This window comes from Shimia sp. MIT1388 (assembly GCF_047124445.1).
In the GTDB taxonomy this organism is placed as follows: domain Bacteria; phylum Pseudomonadota; class Alphaproteobacteria; order Rhodobacterales; family Rhodobacteraceae; genus Shimia.
This window is the reverse complement of record NZ_CP138921.1, coordinates 3651698-3672211: the sequence shown is the minus strand read 5'-3', so window position 1 is coordinate 3672211 and position 20514 is coordinate 3651698. Positions and strand designations below refer to the sequence as shown.

General features: G+C 59.7%; 21 protein-coding genes. 16 read left to right on the top strand and 5 right to left on the bottom strand.

The genetic code is table 11. From position 1 onward, the window contains the following. Positions 1 to 7 precede the first annotated feature (7 nt). Positions 8 to 1165 (bottom strand): TIGR03862 family flavoprotein, encoded by a 1158-nt coding sequence (locus tag SIB92_RS18010; protein WP_412553339.1) that lies wholly within the window; start codon positions 1163 to 1165, stop codon positions 8 to 10. Continuing rightward, a complete protein-coding gene (locus SIB92_RS18005; protein WP_412553338.1) occupies positions 1162 to 2487 on the bottom strand; it encodes a mechanosensitive ion channel family protein in 1326 nt (441 codons plus the stop codon). The genes SIB92_RS18010 and SIB92_RS18005 overlap by 4 nt, the downstream gene beginning before the upstream one ends. 86 nt (positions 2488 to 2573) lie before the next feature. Between SIB92_RS18005 and SIB92_RS18000 the strand changes: the two genes are divergently transcribed. Then, positions 2574 to 2891, top strand: coding sequence for an HNH endonuclease (locus SIB92_RS18000; RefSeq protein WP_412553337.1), 318 nt, complete (start codon positions 2574 to 2576; stop codon positions 2889 to 2891). A gap of 2 nt (positions 2892 to 2893) precedes the next feature. On the opposite strand, the gene dld is transcribed toward SIB92_RS18000, so the two are convergent. Both dld and SIB92_RS17990 read right to left on the bottom strand, forming a co-directional pair. Continuing rightward, positions 2894 to 4576, bottom strand: a complete 1683-nt coding sequence (gene dld / locus SIB92_RS17995; RefSeq protein ID WP_412553336.1) for a D-lactate dehydrogenase — start codon at positions 4574 to 4576, stop codon at positions 2894 to 2896. Between the two features lie 156 nt (positions 4577 to 4732). After that, positions 4733 to 5344, bottom strand: a complete 612-nt coding sequence (locus SIB92_RS17990) for an enoyl-CoA hydratase/isomerase family protein (RefSeq protein WP_412553335.1) — start codon at positions 5342 to 5344, stop codon at positions 4733 to 4735. A 222-nt stretch (positions 5345 to 5566) separates the two neighbouring features. Between SIB92_RS17990 and SIB92_RS17985 the strand changes: the two genes are divergently transcribed. From SIB92_RS17985 to SIB92_RS17915, 15 genes are all read left to right on the top strand, one after another. Beyond that, positions 5567 to 7072: a DUF2125 domain-containing protein gene (locus tag SIB92_RS17985; protein ID WP_412553334.1), complete on the top strand. Its 1506-nt coding sequence runs from the start codon at positions 5567 to 5569 to the stop codon at positions 7070 to 7072. Between the two features lie 154 nt (positions 7073 to 7226). Beyond that, a complete protein-coding gene (locus tag SIB92_RS17980; protein WP_412553333.1) occupies positions 7227 to 8090 on the top strand; it encodes a branched-chain amino acid aminotransferase in 864 nt (287 codons plus the stop codon). A gap of 66 nt (positions 8091 to 8156) precedes the next feature. Then, on the top strand, positions 8157 to 8612 hold the full coding sequence (locus SIB92_RS17975; protein ID WP_294115998.1) for a universal stress protein: 456 nt from the start codon (positions 8157 to 8159) through the stop codon (positions 8610 to 8612). Between the two features lie 96 nt (positions 8613 to 8708). Then, positions 8709 to 9272, top strand: coding sequence for a NifU family protein (locus tag SIB92_RS17970; protein ID WP_412553332.1), 564 nt, complete (start codon positions 8709 to 8711; stop codon positions 9270 to 9272). A 9-nt stretch (positions 9273 to 9281) separates the two neighbouring features. Further along, complete coding sequence (gene tsaB / locus SIB92_RS17965; RefSeq protein ID WP_412553331.1) at positions 9282 to 9872, top strand: tRNA (adenosine(37)-N6)-threonylcarbamoyltransferase complex dimerization subunit type 1 TsaB; 591 nt, start codon at positions 9282 to 9284, stop codon at positions 9870 to 9872. A gap of 11 nt (positions 9873 to 9883) precedes the next feature. Continuing rightward, a complete protein-coding gene (locus tag SIB92_RS17960; protein ID WP_412553330.1) occupies positions 9884 to 10282 on the top strand; it encodes a GNAT family N-acetyltransferase in 399 nt (132 codons plus the stop codon). Positions 10283 to 10452: 170 nt separating this feature from the next. Beyond that, positions 10453 to 11442 carry a BMP family lipoprotein gene (locus tag SIB92_RS17955; protein ID WP_294115992.1) on the top strand — a complete coding sequence of 330 codons (990 nt, stop codon included), beginning with the start codon at positions 10453 to 10455 and terminating at the stop codon, positions 11440 to 11442. Between the two features lie 78 nt (positions 11443 to 11520). Continuing rightward, positions 11521 to 11877, top strand: coding sequence for a molecular chaperone GroEL (locus SIB92_RS17950; RefSeq protein ID WP_412553329.1), 357 nt, complete (start codon positions 11521 to 11523; stop codon positions 11875 to 11877). Further along, entirely contained in the window at positions 11874 to 13460 is a 1587-nt protein-coding gene (locus tag SIB92_RS17945) for an ABC transporter ATP-binding protein (protein WP_412553328.1), read from the top strand. Before SIB92_RS17950 ends, SIB92_RS17945 begins: the two co-directional genes overlap by 4 nt. Continuing rightward, positions 13453 to 14547, top strand: a complete 1095-nt coding sequence (locus tag SIB92_RS17940; protein ID WP_412551583.1) for an ABC transporter permease — start codon at positions 13453 to 13455, stop codon at positions 14545 to 14547. Before SIB92_RS17945 ends, SIB92_RS17940 begins: the two co-directional genes overlap by 8 nt. Continuing rightward, on the top strand, positions 14547 to 15557 hold the full coding sequence (locus tag SIB92_RS17935; protein WP_412553327.1) for an ABC transporter permease: 1011 nt from the start codon (positions 14547 to 14549) through the stop codon (positions 15555 to 15557). Before SIB92_RS17940 ends, SIB92_RS17935 begins: the two co-directional genes overlap by 1 nt. 195 nt (positions 15558 to 15752) lie before the next feature. Beyond that, positions 15753 to 16670 (top strand): sulfite exporter TauE/SafE family protein, encoded by a 918-nt coding sequence (locus SIB92_RS17930; RefSeq protein ID WP_412553326.1) that lies wholly within the window; start codon positions 15753 to 15755, stop codon positions 16668 to 16670. 2 nt (positions 16671 to 16672) lie between these two features. Beyond that, the gene (locus SIB92_RS17925; RefSeq protein ID WP_412553325.1) at positions 16673 to 17434 is read left to right on the top strand and encodes a TIGR02186 family protein; all 762 of its coding nucleotides are present in this window, start codon (positions 16673 to 16675) and stop codon (positions 17432 to 17434) included. Between the two features lie 68 nt (positions 17435 to 17502). Further along, entirely contained in the window at positions 17503 to 18849 is a 1347-nt protein-coding gene (locus SIB92_RS17920; protein WP_412553324.1) for a TldD/PmbA family protein, read from the top strand. Then, positions 18836 to 19627: a 3'(2'),5'-bisphosphate nucleotidase CysQ gene (locus SIB92_RS17915; protein WP_412553323.1), complete on the top strand. Its 792-nt coding sequence runs from the start codon at positions 18836 to 18838 to the stop codon at positions 19625 to 19627. The genes SIB92_RS17920 and SIB92_RS17915 overlap by 14 nt, the downstream gene beginning before the upstream one ends. Here the strand turns inward: SIB92_RS17915 and SIB92_RS17910 are convergent. Continuing rightward, positions 19612 to 20352, bottom strand: coding sequence for a glutamine amidotransferase (locus SIB92_RS17910; protein ID WP_412553322.1), 741 nt, complete (start codon positions 20350 to 20352; stop codon positions 19612 to 19614). The genes SIB92_RS17915 and SIB92_RS17910 overlap by 16 nt on opposite strands. Positions 20353 to 20514: the final 162 nt, after the last annotated feature.

The following is a 20514-nucleotide window of genomic DNA, read 5'->3' as shown; positions in this document are numbered from 1 at the left end:
GAGAAAGCTAGGGGGCGCGTGTCAGCCAGTTGGTGGCCCCTAAGCCGGCCCAGCGGCCAGTGGAGAGGCAGGCGGTGAGGAGGTAGCCACCGGTGGGTGCCTCCCAGTCCAGCATTTCGCCCGCCGCAAAGGTGCCTGGGTGATCTTTGAGCATGAGGGTTTCGTCCAAAGCATCAAGTCGCAGGCCGCCTGCGGTGCTGATCGCCTCGTCCATTGGGCGTGGGCCAGCATGGACTACCGGCAAAGCCTTGATAAGTGGCGCCAAGTCCTCTGGCAGCGGCTGGCCAAACTCCATCAACAGGGCCTGTTTCTCCGGTGAGAGTTTGAGGGCTTTGCGCAGGAAGTTGGCGCGGCTCATTTTGCCTTTGGGGCGGGACAGGCGGGCGCGGATGTTTGCGACGGTCATGTCCGGCAATAGGTCGAGCGTGAGCGTAGCCCCGTCACGCATGGGGCGGGAGACGGCGTAGATACCGCCGCCTTCAAGGCCCCGTTCAGAGAGGACAAACTCTGCGCGCAGGGAGGCATCGCCCGCGGTGAGTGTGACGTTTTTGATCGGTGTGCCGAAGTGGCGCGCCATATGCGGCGACCAGTCGACTTCAAAGCCCATGTTGGCGGGTTTGAAAGGCGCGAGAGGCGCTTTGCACCAGTCAGCCCAAGCGCCATCGGAACCAAGTCGCGCCCAGCTGGCACCACCGCAGGCCAGAACGCAGACCTTGGGGCTGATCTCTTGTTGGCCGGTCGGTGTGTCAAAACAGTAGCTGCCGCCCGTCCAGCGCCAGCGGGTGCGGATTTCCACGCCCTGATCTGACAAACGTGAGAGCCAGGCCCTCAAGAGCGGCGAGGCTTTCATGACTTTGGGAAAGACACGCCCAGATGACCCGGTGAACATCTCCTGCCCCAGCCCTTCGGCCCAGGTGGTGACATCCTTGGAGCCAAAGGCCTCCAGCATCGGGCGCAGAGTGGGGGCGGCCTCATGGTAATGGCTCAGGAAGGTCTCAAACGGCTCGTCCTTGGTCAGGTTGAGGCCGGACTTGCCCGCCATCAGGAACTTGCGCGCGATCGAAGGCTTGGCCTCGGCCACCACAACCGAATGACCCGCCGCGGAGATCACGTCAGCGGCCATAAGGCCAGCGGGGCCAGCGCCTATAATCAGCGCATCACTCACGCGGTTGGCAACGATGCAGGCAGAGGCGTTTTGAGTTCCACCACACGCTGCGGATATGGAATGGTGATGCCTTCGTCCTTGAGCGCGTTCCAGATCAGGAAGAGCACATCAGAGGTGAACTTGTTGCGGCCATCGTCGATGCCTTCGACCCAGAACTCCACGGCAAAATCCACACCGTTGTCGCCAAAGCCACGAAGTTCGCAATCTGGCGGGAACGGTTCAGACAGCACGCCGGGGTGTTTGGCCACCGCCGCCTCGATGATGTCCGGCACTTTGTTGATGTCCGTGTCGTAGCTGACCGAGAACGGCGCCTCGTAGCGGTTGGCAGAGCCAGAGTCAGAATAGTTCACCACGCGGGTGGTGATGAAATCCTCGTTGGGCACCACAATCCAGCGCCCATCGTAGGTTTCCAAAATGGTGGCGCGGGCGGTCATTTTGATGATGGTACCAGCCTCACCGCCGTCCAGCTCGACATAGTCGCCCACCGTGGCCTGCCCTTCGAGCAGCAGGATCACACCGGAGATGAAGTTCGACGCAATCTTTTGCAGGCCAAAACCAAGGCCCACACCAATCACACCGGTGAGCACCGCGAGGGAGGTGAGGTTGATGCCCATGATGTTCATCACCAACAGGAAGGCGACACCAAAGATGCCGATTTCCAATGTCTTAGCGATGAGCTCGCGCATGGCAGGGCGCATCTCGTCCTGTTTCTTGATGAACTGGCTGGATTGCTCGTTGGACCAACGGCCAAGCCAGAAGATCGCGCTCGCCACAACAACAAAGCGGATGGCAAACAGCACAGAGAAGGAGAGGTTACCCAGTGGAACGACTGTGGCGTCCAGATAGGCCATGACCTCGTCCAGAATGCCCAGCGCATAGAGGCCAGCGACGGGCACAAGCAGGTAGCGCCCCAGCACTTTCATCACCGGATCAGCGATGATCTCCTTGACCAGAATGCGCACGGCGAGGAACAGGAATACCCGTTTGCCAAAGGCAATCACCGCGCCGGAGCCAAACAGCGAGCGGGTCACGTTTTCGCCAATGCCGATGAAGACATAAGCCAGAAGAGGCAGCAGCAGCGGAAGGAACATCGACACAAAGCGGCGGGCGCGGGCGATGTAGCTGTCCTGGCCTTCTGGCGGGGTGAGCCAGCGATCCAGCAGCGGGTGCAGCTTGCGGCTGGCATAGAGCGCGGCAAGGTAGGCCACCAGCAGCAGGCCAAATTGGGACCAGGCGGCGGGGCTAAGCAGCCAGCCCTGGGCAATGCCCCACAGGCGGTCGACCTGTTCGAGGGCTGAGTTGAGTAAGGCTGTGCCGTCCATGAGAGGTCCACTTGCTGAAATGGGCGCTTTGGGTATCCTCTTGCCTTGCGTGCCTTGGTAACTCAATCAAAAACGGGGGGAAAAACGTGGCAGATGCGGCATCAGATGTGACGCGCGACCCGATTTGCCCGCTCTGTAGCCGCCCCATTCCACCCGAGGCGCGGCAATCTAAGCACCACCTGATCCCACGATTGCGCGGAGGAAAAGGCGGGCCAACCGTGCTGCTACACCAGATTTGCCACAATGAAATCCACGCCACATTGACGGAGACCGAGCTGGCGCAGGTCTATAACTCGATTGAGATGCTGCAGAGACATCCAAGACTGGCCAAGTTTATCACCTGGGTCAGCAAGCGCCCGCCGGGGTTTCACTCCAAAACGCCGGGCGGGCGACGAAAGCGCTGAATTCAGCTGTAGTGTTTGTTGCGGGACATCTTCCCGATGCCGGGGTTCAGGCTGTTGGTCGGGTCGACGGATTTGTAGAAAGCCGCCAGGTCTGGTTTGGCCGCATAAAGGTGGCCAACGTTGTGTTCAGCGGGATATTCAGCGCCGCGTTGATCGAGGATCTCCAGCATAGCGGCTTTGAGCGCTTTGGGATCGCAACCCTTTTTCACGATGTAGTCCTGATGCAGCACGTGGCACATGAAGTGGCCGTAGTAGAGCTTGCTGACCAGTTGATCGTCGATCTCCTTGGGCAGGGTTTCGAACCAATCCTCATCATTGCGGCGCAGGGCAATGTCGAGCGCGATGATGTCTTCGACCTCTGCGCTGTGCACATTCATGTAACGCACGGCGGCACCAGCGGCGGCAAAACGAAGAAGACCGGCCATTTTGGCTTCGCGGTCGTCACATTCAAAGAAGTCGAGCGCGCCGTTGGTGGTCATTTCAGTCAGGAGCGCGCGGGCCTCGTCGATGCCGCCGTCCCGCATCTTCAGGATCAGGTGGTGCGGGTAGGCTTTGCGGAAGGCGCGCATGCGTTTGGGCACCACGTTAGGCCAGAGGCGGGCGGCGAACTGCATGAACTTATCGGTGAAATGCGTCAGACCCGGCACGTTTTGCAGGCGGGCATCAACCGTGCCTTTAATGGCAAAGAACGTCGGCAAACGGTCTGTGCCCAGTTTGTCGATCATCACCATCGTGTCTTTGCCATACACATCGGAGAGATCAAACACGTCCTCATGCAGGTACTCGGCGCTGACCGGCAGGGTTTTGAAATCCTTCAGAATGCGACGGCGCAGGGTGCCCAGCGCGGCGGTATCCGAGGCGGCCACGTAGAAGGTCTTTTCCGCGTCGTTCTTGGCATAGGTGTCCAAACGCACCGCAAAGACGGCAAGTTTTCCGGCACAGCCTGCGGCCTCATAAAGGCGGGATTTGTCGGCGTTGAACCGCGCCGGGCTGTCGGCGTCCACATCCCGAACGCGACGGGCGTAGTCGGTGTCAGAAGCGCGGCGGTTGTCGTCGTGGATGTTTTCAGCGGTAAAGTTGCCAGATTGCAGATTGGTCAGGATCTCCTCTGGCGTGCTGCCGAGATCAATGCCGAGATGGTTGACCAATTGCAGCTCGCCCGCTTCGGTGATCTGTGCAAAGACGGACAGTTCGGTGTAGCTGGGACCACGTTCCACAAGCGAGCCGCCGGAGTTGTTGCACACACCGCCCACCACAGAAGCGCCAATGCAAGAAGAACCAATCACGGAATGTGGCTGACGGCTAATGGGCGCGAGCAGCTTTTCCAGCTTGAACAGTGTCGAACCGGGGAAGGAAATCACCTGCTTCCCGTCTTTGATGAGTTGGATGTCATCCATGCGGCGGGTGTTGATCAACACAACTTCGCGGTCATAGGTGCCTTTGGGAGTGGAGCCTTCGGTCAGGCCGGTATTGGCGGCCTGCATGATGACAATTTTGTCTGCCGTCACACAGGCTTGCAGCACCTGCCATTGCTCCAGAAGGGTCGCGGGCTGCACCACGGCGAGCGCGTCACCTTCGCCGGAGCGGAAACCCTTGCGGAAACGCTGCGTGCGGCGTGCGCCGGTCAGGACGTGACGTTTGCCAACAATTTTGCGCAGCTGCGCGATCAACTGATCTTCGCTCATGAGACCCTCACACCGTGGACACTGGCGCCGGTGATGGGCAAGCGTGGCCAGCCACACCGGCGCGGGCGTTGTGCGACAGAGGTGCCTTTGGGTCAAGCGCCCGCACAAATTGGTCCAAAAACATGACCAAAATGATACATGCGGGAAACTGGGTAGTTAGAGGCACATTTGCTTGATGCCGGATGCGATCTCCGGTTTGGCGGCCAAAGTGTCCGCCGCAATTTCTCGCGCTACGGTGACAACGTCTTCTGCGGGCACGATGCGCTCGATCAGACCATAGGTGAGCGCCTCTTCGGCTGTGAGTTTCTGTCCCCCCATCAACATGAGTTTGGCGCGGGCGGGGCCGACCAAAGCAGCCAGGCGGGCCGGATCAGAGGGCTGCGGCAAGTAGCCAAGTTTCATCACCGGATAGAAGAACTTGGCGTGTGGTGCCGCGATGCGGATGTCACAAGCCAAGGCCATACCGTTGGCACCCCCCGCCAAAGTGCCGTTTAGAGCCGCAATGGTCAGGCCCGGCAAAGCGACGACAGCGCCGGACAAACGCTCCCAAACCGGGCTGGTGGCCAGGCCAGCACGGGCCTCGTCCAGATCGGCACCAGCGGAGAAGACCTTGCCGCTGCCGGTGAAGATCAAAGCGCGGGCGTCCCGGGCCGACTCGGCGATTTCGGCAAGCTCCGTGAGCATGGCTTCGGTCAGGGAATTGGCTTTTTCCGGCCGGTTGATGGTCACCACCCAGAGGCCGTTTTTGTCTTTGGTCAGGTCAATCATGTCTGTCTCACTTTGGGCAAAGGCCCGGATTTGGCGGCGGGAGGCTGATTTTTGCCGACAAGTGTCAGCAAACAACCCTTTGGAATGTTTGATTTCCCTTGAAGTAAGGCGATCGTGGCGAGGCGTCTACCCCAAGCTAAAAAACCCGCCGGTTTGACCCTTGACCCTGCCCCACCGAAGACCCAGTCTTAGGGGGAAGGCTTTGAAAAGGTAGATAAGTTGATGCAGATTTCAGCACCCCGCATTTTCACGACCACGGCTTTGGCCACGGTATTTTGCGCTCAGGCAGCCTGGGCAGATGTCACCGCAGAGGAAGTCTGGGGCAGCTGGCGCGACTCAATGACCGGTTTTGGCTACGAGATCACCGCAAACGAAAGCACCAGTGGCGACGTGCTGAGCGTGAACGATCTGGTGATGACCGTGGCGGTTCCTGAAGAGGATGTGACCGTGGCCATCGACATGGGCACCATGTCCTTTGAGAACGTTGGCGACGGCACCGTGCGCGTGCTTTTGCCAGAAAACGCACCGATCAAGGTCAATGTGGTTGAGGACGATGAAAACGTCGAAATCACCCTGACCATGAGCTCTGCCGACATGAACAACATCGTGTCCGGCACCGTTGACGCCATGGTCTATGACTATGCCGCCAGCAAACTGGACCTGACCGTGGACAGCATTGTGGTGGACGGCGAGACCGTGCCGGACATGGATATTGCCTTGACCATGGCCGATCTGGCTGGCCGGTCGCAGACCACGTTTGGCGACGTGATCAAGAGCGTTCAAACCGGCACCGTTGGCAATGTGAGCCTCGTGGCCAAAGGCACCGACCCGGAGTCCGGTGATGCCTTTGACGTGAACCTCTCCGTTGCAGGCCTGAAACTCGACGGCACCGCCAGCATGCCAACCGGCGAATACGGTGAGGACGTCGCAGCATTCTTTGCCGACGGATTTGCTGTGGATGGCAGCTACGCGCTGGAGTCCTCGACCTTCAACATGAACGCAATGGACGGTGGTGACCCTGTAGCGATGTCCTACACCAGCGGCGCTGGCGTGGTGGGTGTCGAGATGAACAGCGACATTATGGCCTATGACGGCACCATTTCAGACGTGGCCGTGAACATCTCCAGCAGCGAGTTCCCGCTGCCGATTGATGTGAGCTTTGGCGAGATGGGCTATGGCTTCTCTGTGCCGCTGGCCGCCTCCGAGGAACAGCAGGACTTTGGCCTGACTGTGAAACTGTTGGACCTGAGCGTGTCCGAGATGCTGTGGGGCATGTTTGACCCCGGTCAGGTGCTGCCGCGTGATCCGGCCAACCTGATTGTGGACGTGAGCGGTCTGGCCACCGTGGCGATGGACATCCTGACACTGGACGAAGACAGCCCGGAAATCCCGGGTGAGCTGAACTCCCTGAGCATCAACGACATCCAGCTGAACCTGGCCGGTGCCGCCGTGGAAGGCGCGGGCAGCTTCACCTTCGACAACACCGATCTGGAGAGCTTTGACGGTCTGCCTCGTCCTGAAGGCAGTCTCGACATCAAGATCGCTGGTGTGAACGGCCTGATGGACAAGCTGATCTCCATGGGTTTGCTGCCAGAAGATCAGGCCATGGGCGCGCGTATGATGATGGGTATGTTCACCCAGCCAGGTGACGGTGACGACACGCTGGTCTCCAAGATCGAAGTCAACGACAAAGGTCAGGTTCTGGCCAACGGTCAGCGCCTGAAGTAAGCGCTTCTCCATCAAAATGCATTCAAGGCCGCGGGATTTTCCTGCGGCCTTTTTGCTTGGGCCGATACGTCGCGTTCCTTCCTGCGGCGACCCACTGGACGTTGCGGCAAGCGCGGCCTAGTCTCGCGCTCAAATCAGCAAAAGGACCTGCGCCATGGCGACCGGCACGAACATCCGCACCTATTACAACGGCTCTTGGCATGACGGGGATCTGTCGATCATCCGCGCCGCCGATCATGGCGCGTGGTTGGGTTCCAACGTGTTTGACGGGGCACGCCTAGTGAACGGGCTGACGCCTGATCTGGACAAGCATTGCGCGCGGACCAATCGCTCGGCAGAGGCCCTGATGCTCACGCCAACAGTCTCCACCGACGATATGGTTGAGATTGTAAAAGAGGGTTTGAGAGCTTACGCGCCGGGCGCGGCGGTTTATATCCGCCCGATGTATTGGGGACTGGATGGCGACGCCACCGCGATTGTGCCAAGCGCGGACACCACAGGCTTTGCGGTGTGTCTGGAGGAAATCCCTATGGCATCGCCGGATGCGGCTGTATCTTTGTGTAAAACCCAGTTCCGCCGTCCGGTTTTGGAAAGCGCTGTGGTGAATGCCAAGGCGGGCTGCCTCTACCCCAACAACGCGCGCATGTTGCGCGAAGCCCGCGCCAAAGGGTTCAACAACACGCTGACCTGTGACGCGATGGGCAATGTGGCAGAAACCGCCACCGCCAATGTGTTCATGGTGCGCGATGGCGAAGTGTTTACACCAATTCCAAATGGCACCTTCCTGGCGGGCATCACCCGCGCGCGCCACATCGAGAACCTGCGCGCAGATGGCGTGACCGTGCATGAAACCATCCTGGGCTATGGCGACTTTGAAGAGGCGGACGAGGTGTTCCTGTCTGGCAATATGAACAAGGTCACGCCGGTGAAAGCTTTTGAGGAGCGCCAGTATCAGATTGGTCCGATGACACGCCGTGTGCGCGAGATGTACTGGGACTGGGCCGCGGCCTCCGCGTAACGCGACAGAAAGAAACATTGCGCGCCAAGGCGCTAGGCGGCATGATCGCGGAAACGGAGGGGCCTTATGCGCAAGTTTCTCGTGGTGCTGGATGACAGCCGGGAATGTCTGAATGCGATGCGGTTTGCAGCGATGCGGGCCGCACGTACCGGTGGTGGTGTCAAAATCCTGTCAATCATTCCGCCGGAAGAATTCAACCACTGGATTGGCGTCAGCGACTTGATGCGCGAGGAAACCCGCGAGCGGATTGAGGTGCATTACGAGGTCTTTGCCAAGTGGATGCGGGACCGGCAGGGGGTCGATCCGGAGTTGAAGATCCGTGAGGGCGAGGCGGTGAACGAGATCCTGGCGGAGATCAAAGAAGACGAAGAGATCGGTGTCTTGGTTCTGGGCGCGGGCAATGACCGCAAGGGGCCTGGTCCTCTGGTGTCTCAGTTGTCGCGCAACTCCGGCAGCCTTCCGGTGCCGATCACGGTGGTACCCGGTGATTTGACCAAGGAGCAGCTTGAAGCTGTGACCTAAAGGCCCATCCAGGCAAACCTCAGTTTAGAATGAATCTAAACCTTGACTAATGCCATGCGCAGGCGCATATCAATTCCCGATAGGAAAGGTCTGCCAATGTTCATTCAAACAGAATCCACACCAAACCCCGCCACGTTGAAGTTTCTGCCCGGCCAGACCGTGCTGGAAGTTGGCACCGCCGATTTCCCGACCGCAGACGGCGCGTCGGCGTCTCCTTTGGCGACCCGCATCTTTGCGGTAAACGGTGTGGCTGGCGTTTTCTTTGGCAATGACTTTGTCACCGTAACCAAAGCCGACGGCATTGAGTGGGACCACATCAAGCCGTCCATTCTGGGCGCGATCATGGAGCACTTCCAGTCCGGCCAGCCGGTTTTGGCGGGCGATGCTGCGGCGCCATCCGGCCACGCTGAGCACACCGGCGAAGACGGTGAGATTGTGGGTCAGATCAAGGAGCTGCTGGACACCCGCGTGCGTCCGGCTGTGGCGCAGGATGGTGGCGACATCACCTTCCACGGGTTTGATCGCGGCGTTGTGTACCTGCACATGCAGGGCGCTTGCGCCGGTTGCCCCTCTTCCACTTTGACCCTGAAAATGGGCATCGAGAACCTGCTGCGTCACTACATCCCTGAAGTGACCGAAGTGCGCCCTGTTGCGGTATAAGCCACAGGCATGACCAACCCTCTGGTTCTGAGTTTTGATACATCGGCCGCGCATGTCGCGGCCGCTTTGCTGTGCGGAGATGAGATCATCGCGCGCAAGGTAGAAGAGATGAAGCGCGGACAGGCTGAACGGCTGATGCCGCTGCTGGAAGAGGTTTTGGCCGAAGGTGGCAAAACCTTTGCCGATCTGGATGCGATTGGCGTGGGTGTTGGGCCGGGCAACTTTACCGGCATTCGGATTTCGGTGTCCGCAGCGCGTGGGCTGGCGCTCGGGCTGGGCATTCCGGCCGTTGGCGTGAATAGCTTTGATGCGATTGAAGCCGGATTGAGTGGCGACGGTGTGGCCATGGTTGGCGCCCCCCGTGGACAAGGGTATTTGTTTCCGAAAGGCGGCACGCCCTATTTGGCCTCCGAAGACGAGCTTGCGCAGATCGCGCAAAACACGTCGCTTGAAACGCCAGAAGCCACGAGTCTCGTGGAACAGATCGCGCGATTGGCGGCGCAACGGTACCAAGACAACCCGCCGCGCCCTGCCCCGCTGTACATCAAGCCAGCAGACGCGGCCCCGCCCAAAGATCCGGCACCGGTGATCCTGCCATGACGCCAGAGGCGATGGCGGCGATCTATGCAGCGGCTTTTCCCCACAGCCGCGCTTGGAGTGCTGCTGAAATTTCAGACATGTTGGGCTCGCGCCTGACCTTTGCCATCGAAGGTGACGTAGGGTTCGCTTTGGGCCGGGTGATCGCGGATGAGGCGGAGTTGCTGACCATCGCGGTGGACCCGCACCACCAGCGCAAGGGGCTGGGCCTTATTTTATTGAGTCAATTCGAAGCCGAATCAAAAACACGCGGAGCGTGTTGGGCGATTTTGGAGGTCGCGCAAGACAACGCAGCGGCGCTTGCGCTCTATCAGCGGGCGGGCTACGAAATCTGCGGTGAGCGGCCTGGCTACTACAGCAGACCGGACGGAGAGCAAATCACTGCCAGCCTTATGAAAAAGGCGTTAAGGTAGTCATAGGTGTGATTCGAGAACGGTCATTTTTGCCCAAACGGTCAAAAAATCGTTGACGCTAACGGTCTCAATCGCCTTAGTAACACGATGATCCGGCGGGATCTAAACAACAGACGGGACGGCAGCTCGCCAAAACAACGACCGACCCGCTCAATATATGGGAGACATTTATGAGCCTCATGCACAAATTCCTCGGCGCAGCCGCAGCCGCAGCCCTGTCCGCAGGCGCAGCTCTGGCAGAGCCAGCGCTGATCTTTGACCTCGGCGGCAAATTCGACAAATCCTTCAACGAAGCGGCCTTTGGTGGCGCGACCCGTTGGGCGGATGAAACCGGCGGCACCTTCCGCGAAATCGAACTGCAGTCCGAAGCTCAGCGTGAGCAGGCTCTGCGTCGTTTTGCAGAAGCGGGTGCAAACCCAATCGTGATGACCGGCTTTGCTTTCGGCAACGTGCTGAGCGAAGTTGCGCCTGACTACCCAGACACCAAATTCGCCATCATCGACATGGTTGTAGACGCGCCAAACGTGCGTTCCGTGGTGTTCAACGAGCACGAAGGTTCCTACCTGGTTGGCATGATGGCCGCGCAAGCGTCCAAGTCCGGCACCGTGGGCTTCATCGGCGGCATGGACATCCCGCTGATCCGTAAGTTTGCCTGTGGCTACGTTCAGGGCGTGAAAGCTGTGAACCCAGACGCCACCGTGATCCAGAACATGACCGGCACCACCCCTGCCGCATGGAACGACCCGGTAAAAGGCTCTGAGCTGACCAAAGCACAGATCGCACAGGGCGCGGACGTTGTATACGCAGCGGCTGGCGGCACCGGTGTTGGTGTTCTGCAGACCGCAGCGGATGAAGGCATCCTGTCTGTAGGTGTGGACAGCAACCAGAACCACCTGCACTCCGGCAAAGTTCTGACCTCCATGATGAAGCGCGTAGACAACGCGGTTTACGAAGCCATGAAGGCAGGCGTTGACCTGGAAACCGGCTTCAACGTGATGGGTGTGGCCAACGGCGGCATCGACTACGCCATGGACGAGCACAACGCTTCCCTCGTGTCTGCGGACATGAAAGCGAAAGTGGACATGGCAAAAGACGCCATCGCGTCCGGTGAACTGGCCGTACACGACTACATGAGCGACAACACCTGCCCAGTAGAATAAGTACACCCGGGTCGCCCCGGAGCTAGAGACAGGGCCGTGCCGTGCCGGCGCGGCCCTTCCACTTAAAAGAGGTCCCTAATGTCACACGCGATCGAATCCTTTTTCGCCGCATGGGGCGAGACCGACGCAAACACACGCAAAGATGCTTTGCGTGCGGCTGTCTCTCCTGACTTTTCCTACCTTGATCCCCGCACTGACGCACCGGTCACTGATTTTGACGCGCTGGTTGGCTATGTGGAGATGTATTCGCAATACGCCCCCGGCGCGACCGCTGCGGTGGTCAACCTGAGCGACACGGCCGGTGTGTTCCGCGCCACCGTCGCGTTCCGCATGGCGGATGGAAAAGAACAGCTTGGACAGTACTTTATCGAACCAGATGCCGAAGGCCGCGCACAGCGACTGGTTGGCTTCGCAGGACTGGGAGAGCCTGAATGACGGCGCCTGCCATTGAACTCAAAGGCATTTCCAAAGCCTTTGGCCCTGTCCAGGCAAACAAGGACATTTCGATTTCGGTGCAACCGGGCACCATCCACGGCATCATCGGCGAAAATGGCGCGGGCAAATCCACGCTGATGTCGATCTTGTATGGCTTTTACAAAGCCGACGCCGGAGAGATTTTCATCAAGGGGCAGAAGACCTTGATCCCGGACAGCCAAGCCGCGATCCGCGCAGGCATTGGCATGGTGTTTCAGCACTTCAAGCTGGTGGAAAACTTCACCGTGCTGGAGAATATCATTCTTGGGGCCGAAGACGGCGCGATGCTGAACAGCTCGCTGGGCAACGCCCGCAAGGAGCTCAAGCATCTGGCCGAAGAATACGGGCTGAACGTGGACCCGGATGAGGTGATCGAGAACCTCTCCGTAGGTCACCAGCAGCGGGTGGAAATCCTCAAGGCGCTGTATCGCAAGGCAGAAATCCTCATTCTGGACGAGCCCACCGGCGTGTTGACGCCAGCGGAGGCGGATCAGCTGTTCCGCATTCTGGATCGTCTGCGCGAAGAGGGCAAAACCATCATCCTGATCACGCACAAGCTGCGCGAGATCATGGAATATACCGACACCGTGTCCGTGATGCGCCGCGGCGAGATGACCGCAACGGTGAAAACCGCCGAGACCTCGCCGGAGCATCTGGCAGAGCTGATGGTGGGCCGGAAAGTTCTGCTGCGTGTTGACAAAAAGCCTGCGGAGCCGGGTGCGACCGTGCTGGACATCAAGGGCCTGCGGGTTGTGGACGAGGCTGGCGTTGAGCGGGTTAAAGGCATCGACCTGACCGTGCGCGCGGGTGAGATTGTGGGCATCGCGGGTGTGGCGGGCAACGGACAGTCCGAACTGCTCGAAGTGCTCGGTGGCTTTGCCGATGGCACCGGCACCATCACCATGAACGGCGCGGAAATCCCGCTCAGCGGCCATGGTGCCGATGGGCAGGCCCGCCGCGCCGCGGGGATAAGCCACGTGCCGGAAGACCGGCAGCGCGAAGGTCTGATCATGGAGTTTGCCGCCTGGGAAAACACGGTGTTTGGCTATCACCATTCGCCGGAACTCCAGAACGGCCTGCTGATGGACAACAAAGGCATCTACTCCGAGGCCGAGGCCAAGATGCAGCGCTTTGATGTGCGTCCGCCCGATCCCAAGCTGGCAGCAAAAAACTTCTCTGGCGGCAACCAGCAGAAGATCGTTCTGGCCCGTGAGATTGAGCGTAACCCGGACCTGCTGTTGATCGGGCAACCGACACGGGGCGTGGACATTGGCGCGATTGAGTTCATCCACCAGCAAGTTGTGAACCTGCGCGACCAGGGCAAAGCGATCCTGCTTGTGTCTGTGGAACTGGAAGAAATTCTGTCGCTGGCGGATCGTGTTGTCGTCATGTTTGACGGCCATATCACCGGCGAGCGTGACGCGGCGCAGACGAACGAAAAAGAACTGGGCCTGTTGATGGCCGGGATCACCGATACATCCGCTGTGGCCAATGGCAACGGCGGCAACGACACCACACAACAGGAGGTTCCCGCCGATGGATAAGATGCCTAAATGGGCTGACATCGTCCTGATCCCCTTGATTTCGCTGCTGTTGGCGGCGTTTTTCTCTGCGCTTGTGATTTTGGCCATTGGCGAAAATCCGATTGAAGCGCTGAAACTGATGGTTGATGGCGCGCTGATGCGGTCATCCGGTTGGGGCTATACGCTGTACTACGCTACCAACTTCATTTTCACCGGTCTGGCGGTGTCTGTCGCCTTCCACGCACGACTGTTCAACATCGGTGGCGAAGGGCAGGCGATGTTGGGTGGTCTGGGCGTGGCGCTGTGCTGCCTCTACGTGCCTTGGCCCCATTGGTCGCTTGCGATCCTTGGCGCCTCTGTTGGCGCGGCCTTGTTTGGCGCGCTTTGGGCTCTGATCCCGGCGTATCTGCAGGCCAAACGCGGCAGCCACATCGTGATCACCACCATCATGTTCAACTTCATCGCGGCGGCGATCCTGAACTACGTGCTGGTGGAACTGCTGCGCCCCGTGGGTGCAATGGACCCGGCCTCTGCGAAGTTCCCGGACGCAACACACCTGCCATCTTTCCAGGACATGTTCTCCACCGAGAGTAACAAGATGTTCCGTGGCGCGCCGGCAAACGTGACTTTCTTCCTGGCGCTGGCGGCAAGTGTGTTTGTCTGGCTGCTGATGTGGCGCACCAAATTGGGGTATCAGATCCGGGCCTTTGGGCATTCGGAGTCCGGCGCGCTCTATGCAGGCATCAGCCCGGTGCGCATCACCGTGATTGCGATGCTGATCTCCGGTGCTCTGGCGGGCATGATGTCGGTCAACACCACCATGGGCGAGAGCGAACGTTTGATCCTGAACAGCACCGAGGGCGCGGGCTTTATCGGCATCGCCGTGGCGCTGATGGGGCGCAACCACCCGTTTGGTGTGCTGCTGGCCGCGATCCTGTTTGGTTTCCTCTATCAGGGCGGCGCAGAACTGGCGCTTTGGACCAGCATCCCTCGCGAGCTGATCGTGGTTATTCAGGCACTGGTGATCCTGTTCACCGGGGCGCTGGACAACATGGTGCGTGAGCCGCTTGAAAAACTCTTCATTGCGATGCGCCGGAGGAACGCCTGATGGATTTTCTGACCCTACTTCAGGTGCTGGACACCTCTGTGCGTCTGGCAACGCCGCTTCTGCTGGCCTGTTTGGCTGGTTTGTATTCGGAACGTTCCGGCGTGGTCGACATTGGCCTTGAGGGCAAGATGCTGGCAGCGGCGTTTTTCTCTGCCGCTGTGGCCTTCTACTCGGGCAGTGCCTGGGTTGGCTTGCTTGCCGGTGTGGGCGCCTCTGTGGCGTTGGCGGTGATCCACGGGCTGGCGTCGGTGACGTTCCGCGGCAACCAGTTGATCTCCGGTGTGGCGATCAACTTCCTCGCGGCGGGCATGACCGTTCTGGTGGCGCAAAGCTGGTTCCGTCAGGGTGGCCGCACGCCACCGCTGGAAGGCGATGCGCGCTTCAATCCAATTGAACTGCCGTTTGCGATAGGCCCGAAGGACGCCGAGGCAGCGGGCAAGCCGCTGAGCCAGATGATCGCTGAAGCAGGTCCGTTGCAGCAGTTCTATTCGGAATTGATCTCTGGTCACTCCTCGCTGGTGTATCTGGCGTTGCTGACCGTGCCGCTCACATGGTGGCTGTTGTTCCGCACCCGCTTTGGTCTGCGCCTGCGTGCCGTTGGGGAAAACCCGGCTGCAGTGGACACGGCAGGTGTGTCCGTGGTCTGGCTGCGCTATGCGGCGGTGCTGATCTGTGGCGTGCTCTGCGGTGTTGCCGGCGCTTACCTGTCCTCTGCTTTGCAAGCTGGCTTTGTGAAAGACATGACTGCCGGCCGTGGGTTCATCGCGCTGGCCGCGCTGATCTTTGCAAAATGGCGTCCGGTTTATGCGCTCTGGGCCTGTCTGCTGTTTGGTCTGTTCCAAGCGCTGGAACTGCGTCCTGACATCATCGAGAACGTCTCTGGCATCAAGGTTCAGGTTCAGCTGCTGGGCGCCCTGCCCTACATCCTGACCGTAGTGATCCTCGCGGGCTTCGTGGGCAAAGCGATCCCGCCAAAAGCCAGCGCGGAGCCTTACATCAAAGAGCGCTAAGACCCGGCGCATACACACGCAAAGCCCCGCCGCAGCAATGTTGGCGGGGTTTTCTTTTATCGGACGCCTCTCAGCGCATCACAGGCCACAACCCAGACCTGAATAAGTCCAGTTTGCGGGCATTGATCTGGCCTGTCAGTGATTTAGCGGTCCAGACAGGTTGCTTTTGCGGCCCCACTGGCGCTATCAAAAAATATGCAGATCTACCTCCCCATCGCCGAAGTCTCCGTAAACGCCTTTTTGCTGCTCGGGTTGGGCGGCATGGTTGGGATCTTGTCCGGCATGTTCGGGGTTGGCGGCGGTTTTTTGATGACGCCGCTGCTGTTTTTTATCGGGATTCCGCCCGCCGTGGCCGTCGCCACCGAGGCCAACCAGATTGTGGCCTCGTCCTTTAGTGGCGTGTTGGCGCATCTCAGGCGCAAGACTGTCGATTTGAAGATGGGCACGGTGCTGCTGTCCGGCGGACTCATAGGCGCTGCACTGGGTGTGGTGATCTTCAACTATTTGAAATCCCAAGGCCAAGTCGACCTGTTGGTGCGGCTTTGCTACGTTGTTTTCCTAGGTGTGATTGGCTCATTGATGTTCATCGAGAGCCTGAACGCCATCCGCAAATCGCGTAAAAACGCAGGCCCTCCCAAACGCAAAAAGCACAACTGGGTGCACGGCCTGCCGCTCAAGATGCGGTTCCGTGTGTCCGGCCTCTATATCTCCGTGATCCCGCCGTTGATGGTGGGAGTTCTCGTGGGCATCCTCTCGGCCATCATGGGGGTCGGCGGCGGCTTCATCATGGTGCCTGCGATGATCTACTTGCTCGGCATGCCAACCAAAGTGGTTGTCGGCACCTCGCTGTTTCAGATCATCTTTGTGACCGGTTTCACCACCCTGTTGCACGCGACCACCAACTACACGGTGGACATCGCGCTGGCGGTCCTGCTGCTTGTTGGTGGCGTGATTGGCGCACAAATTGGCACGCGGCTGGGGACGTACCTGAAAGCCGAGCAACTGCGGATTTTGCTGGCGCTTTTGGTGATCATGGTTTGTGCCAAACTGGCGCTGGACCTGTTGCTGGAGCCCAGCGAATTGTTCTCCATCGGCGCGGCGGGAGGGCATTAAGCATGAAACGAATGCTGCTGTCTCTGTTGCTGATGATTGCAACGCCGGTTCTCGCCGAAGAAGTTGTGCTGGGTCTGAGCCAAGATCAGGTGGCCATCACCGCCGACTTTGATGGTTCCGAAATCCTGTTGTTTGGCGCAGTCAAACGCGAAAGCCCGATCTTGCAAGACCCGCCGCTTGAGGTGGTGATTGCCGTGTCCGGCCCCAGTGGCCCGCTGACCGTGCGGCGCAAGGAGCGCAAATTTGGCATTTGGGTGAACACCGACGCGGTGGAGATTGACCACGCGCCAAGCTTTTACGCGGTGGCCACCTCTGCCCCCTTCAATGAAGCCATGTCCAACGTGGAAGACCAACGCCACAGCGTGTCGATCCCGCGTGCGATCCGCTCGGTTGGCGCGCCAATGGGCATCGAGGATGCGCAGAGTTTCAGTGAAGCGGTGATCCGCATCCGCACTAACGAGGGTGCCTATCAGGTGCTCGAAAACTCGGTGTCGGTGGATGAGCAAACCCTGTTCCGCACCTCGATCAAGATGCCGGCAAACCTCACCGAAGGGGATTATCCCACGCGGATTTTCCTGACGCGCGGCGGCAAAGTGATTTCGAACTATGAGACCGTGATCAACGTGAACAAGGTCGGGCTGGAACGCTGGCTGTTTGACATGTCCCGCAATCAACCGCTGCTTTACGGTTTGATGTCATTGGCTATTGCGATTGCGGCGGGTTGGATGGCCTCAGCCGCCTTCCAGGTGTTGCAGCGGCGCTAATCGGTCAGCAGGCTTGCGCCTTGGGCGTGGGCCGACTACCTGTCACGAAACCAAACACGAGGCACTTTATGGCGCAGACTCCAGAGCAGCTAGCAGAGATCATGTTGGACGCGGCCAAGGCGGCTGGGGCCGAAGCGGCAGATGCGATGGTGATGCGCGGCACGTCCGTGTCGATTGATGTGCGCGAAGGCAAGCTGGAGCAGGCGGAGCGCTCCGAAGGTGTCGATCTGGGGTTGCGTGTGCTGATTGGTCAACGACAGGCCAATGTCTCGATCTCTGACACCCGTGCGGAAAGCATCGCCGTCATGGCAGAACGGGCTGTGGCGATGGCAAAAGAAGCGCCTGAAGACCCCTATGTGGGTTTGGCTGATGCAGACCAACTGGCGCAGGATCTGGATATTGCGGCTTTGGAACTCAACGACCCAACGGACGAGCCTGCCGCCGCCAGTCTGCAAGCGGATGCGATTGCCGCAGAGGCCGCCGCCATGGCGGTTGAGGGTGTGACGCAGGTGCAATCGGCGACCGGCGGCTACAGCAGCAGCGAAGTGTTTTTGGCCGCCACCAACGGATTTGCCGCCGGCTATGCCCGCAGCAGCCGTGGCATCTACGCCACCGCCATTGCGGGTGAAGGCGAGGCCATGGAGCGCGACTATGATGGCGACTCCAGGATTTTCCAAAGCGACTTGCGCGATCCAACCGAGATTGGCACTTCCGCAGGGCAACGCGCGGTGGAACGGCTGAACGCCCGCAAGCCGCAGACCGGCAGCTTTCCGGTGCTGTTTGATGAACGTATTTCGTCGTCGCTGATTGGTCATGTACTCGCCGCCGCCAATGGCGGCATGGTGGCGCGCGGCTCTTCCTGGTTGCGGGAGAAGCTGGGGCAGCAGGTACTGCCGGAGGGACTGTCGCTGATCGAAGACCCAAAACGTCCACGCGTGTCCGGCTCACGTCCGTTTGATGCGGAAGGCCTGCCCACTCAGCGCCGTGCGATCATCGACAACGGGGTGTTGACCGGCTGGACGCTGGATCTGGCCACCGCACGCAAGCTGGGCATGGCCTCCACCGGCAATGCCGGCCGTGGGATTTCTTCGCCGCCATCCCCGAGCAGCTGGAACGTATCGCAGACACAAGGGGATAAGAGTCGCGATGATCTGCTCAAAGATATGGGCACCGGGCTTTTGGTCACATCGCTGATTGGCTCCACCATCAACCCGACAACCGGCGACTATTCCCGTGGCGCAGCCGGGTTCTGGATCGAGAACGGAGAGATTGCCTATCCGGTGAACGAATGCACCATCGCAGGAAACCTGCACGACATGATGATGTCGATTGTGCCTGCCAATGATGCCCGCACCTATCTGTCGCGGGTCGTGCCATCGCTGCTCATTCCGGGGATGACCCTTGCCGGAAACTGATCTCGATCTGCTGATCACGGCGGCACAGCGGGCGGGCGAGATTGCCACCCGCTTTAGCGGGCCGGACGCGAAGGCGTGGCACAAGCCGGAAGGGGCGGGACCTGTTACCGAGGCCGACCTTGCGGTCAATGAGATGCTGGAAGACACGCTGCGGTCCGCACGGCCAGATTATGGCTGGCTGAGCGAGGAGTCTTTGGACGAAGGCGACCGCATCCACGCGGAGAAAACCTTCATTGTTGATCCGATTGATGGCACCCGCAGTTTTATCGAAGGCTCCGACACCTGGGCCCATGCGTTGGCCATTGCCGAGCGTGGAGTTGTCACAGCAGCCGTTGTGTTCCTACCGCGCCGGGACAAGCTTTATAGCGCAGCGCAAGGTCAGGGTGCGTTTTTGAATGGCGCGCCAATCACCTCTGGCGCGCGCTCTGACATGACGGGGGCCAAAGTGCTGGTGGCTCGCCCGGTGATGGACGCGTCCCATTGGCAAGGCACTCCCCCCGCATTTGACCGTGGCTATCGGCCGTCGCTGGCCTATCGCACTGCGCTGGTGGCGGAGGGCCGTTTTGACGCCATGGTTACGCTGCGCCCGACCTGGGAGTGGGATGTGGCCGCAGGCGATCTGATCATCCGCGAGGCGGGCGCGGCGACAGCAGACCGCAATGGCGCGCCGCTGCGGTTCAACAATCCCGATCCGCGCTTGGCCGGTGTGATTGCCGCGCCCAAACCGTTAAAAGATCAGATTTGTGCGGCGCTGGCGCCAGCTCACGCCGCCCGGTAGCGGCGCACAAAGTTGGCAACAATCCTGGGTGGGGCCGAGGCATCTGCCGCGCGACATAAGGCCATCAAACGATCCACTTCTTCTGGCGGGAAGTAGCCTTTGTCCCGATACATATTGAGCCGGTTGGCAAATTCGGCACCATCCGCTTCGGGGTGAAACTGTGTGGCATAGACGTTTTGGCGATAGCGGATCATTTGGAATGGGCAAAACGGCGATTGCACCAGATGGGTGCAGCCTTCCGGCAGAAGTTGCAGGGCCTCCTTATGGCCAACAAAGGCGTCAAATTCCTGCGGCACCTCCTCGAGCAGCGGGTCGTTTTGCCCATCCGGCGTCAGGGAGCAACGCGCAATCCCGGCTTCTTCCCCGTAGCGGTCTTTAGAAACCGCCTGCGCCAGATGATGACCCAAAACGCCAATGCCCAGACAGCAGCCGAGGAACGGAATGTCCTCGCCAACAATTTGCGGCAAGAGCGACATTACCTGCGCTTCCATTTTGGCTTCAAGTGGATCGCGGCTGGTCGGGCAATCGCTGACACACCCGGGACCGCCGCCAACAATCACGCCGGAATAGCTGTGCAAATCCAGATCCGCTGGCAAACTTTCCTGATCCAGCGACACGCGGTGCACCTCGTTTGACGCAAGCCCGCCTTTCTCGAGAAAGGCGCGGAACTCCGCATCTGAGGCAACGGTTTCGGGGCGCAATTGCAGGATCAAAAAAGGTTTCATGCCGCGCGCTCTAGCAAAAAGCGCAGCTCAAAGCCATGCGACACGGCGCAATGGGGGCAATTCCTGTCAAACTTGCGCCAAGGGGCGCGTTCCTCCCCTTGAGGCTTTGGCCCAAGCGCCGTAGGTTGCGGCCAATTCAGCACCTCACAGGAGTGGCCCACA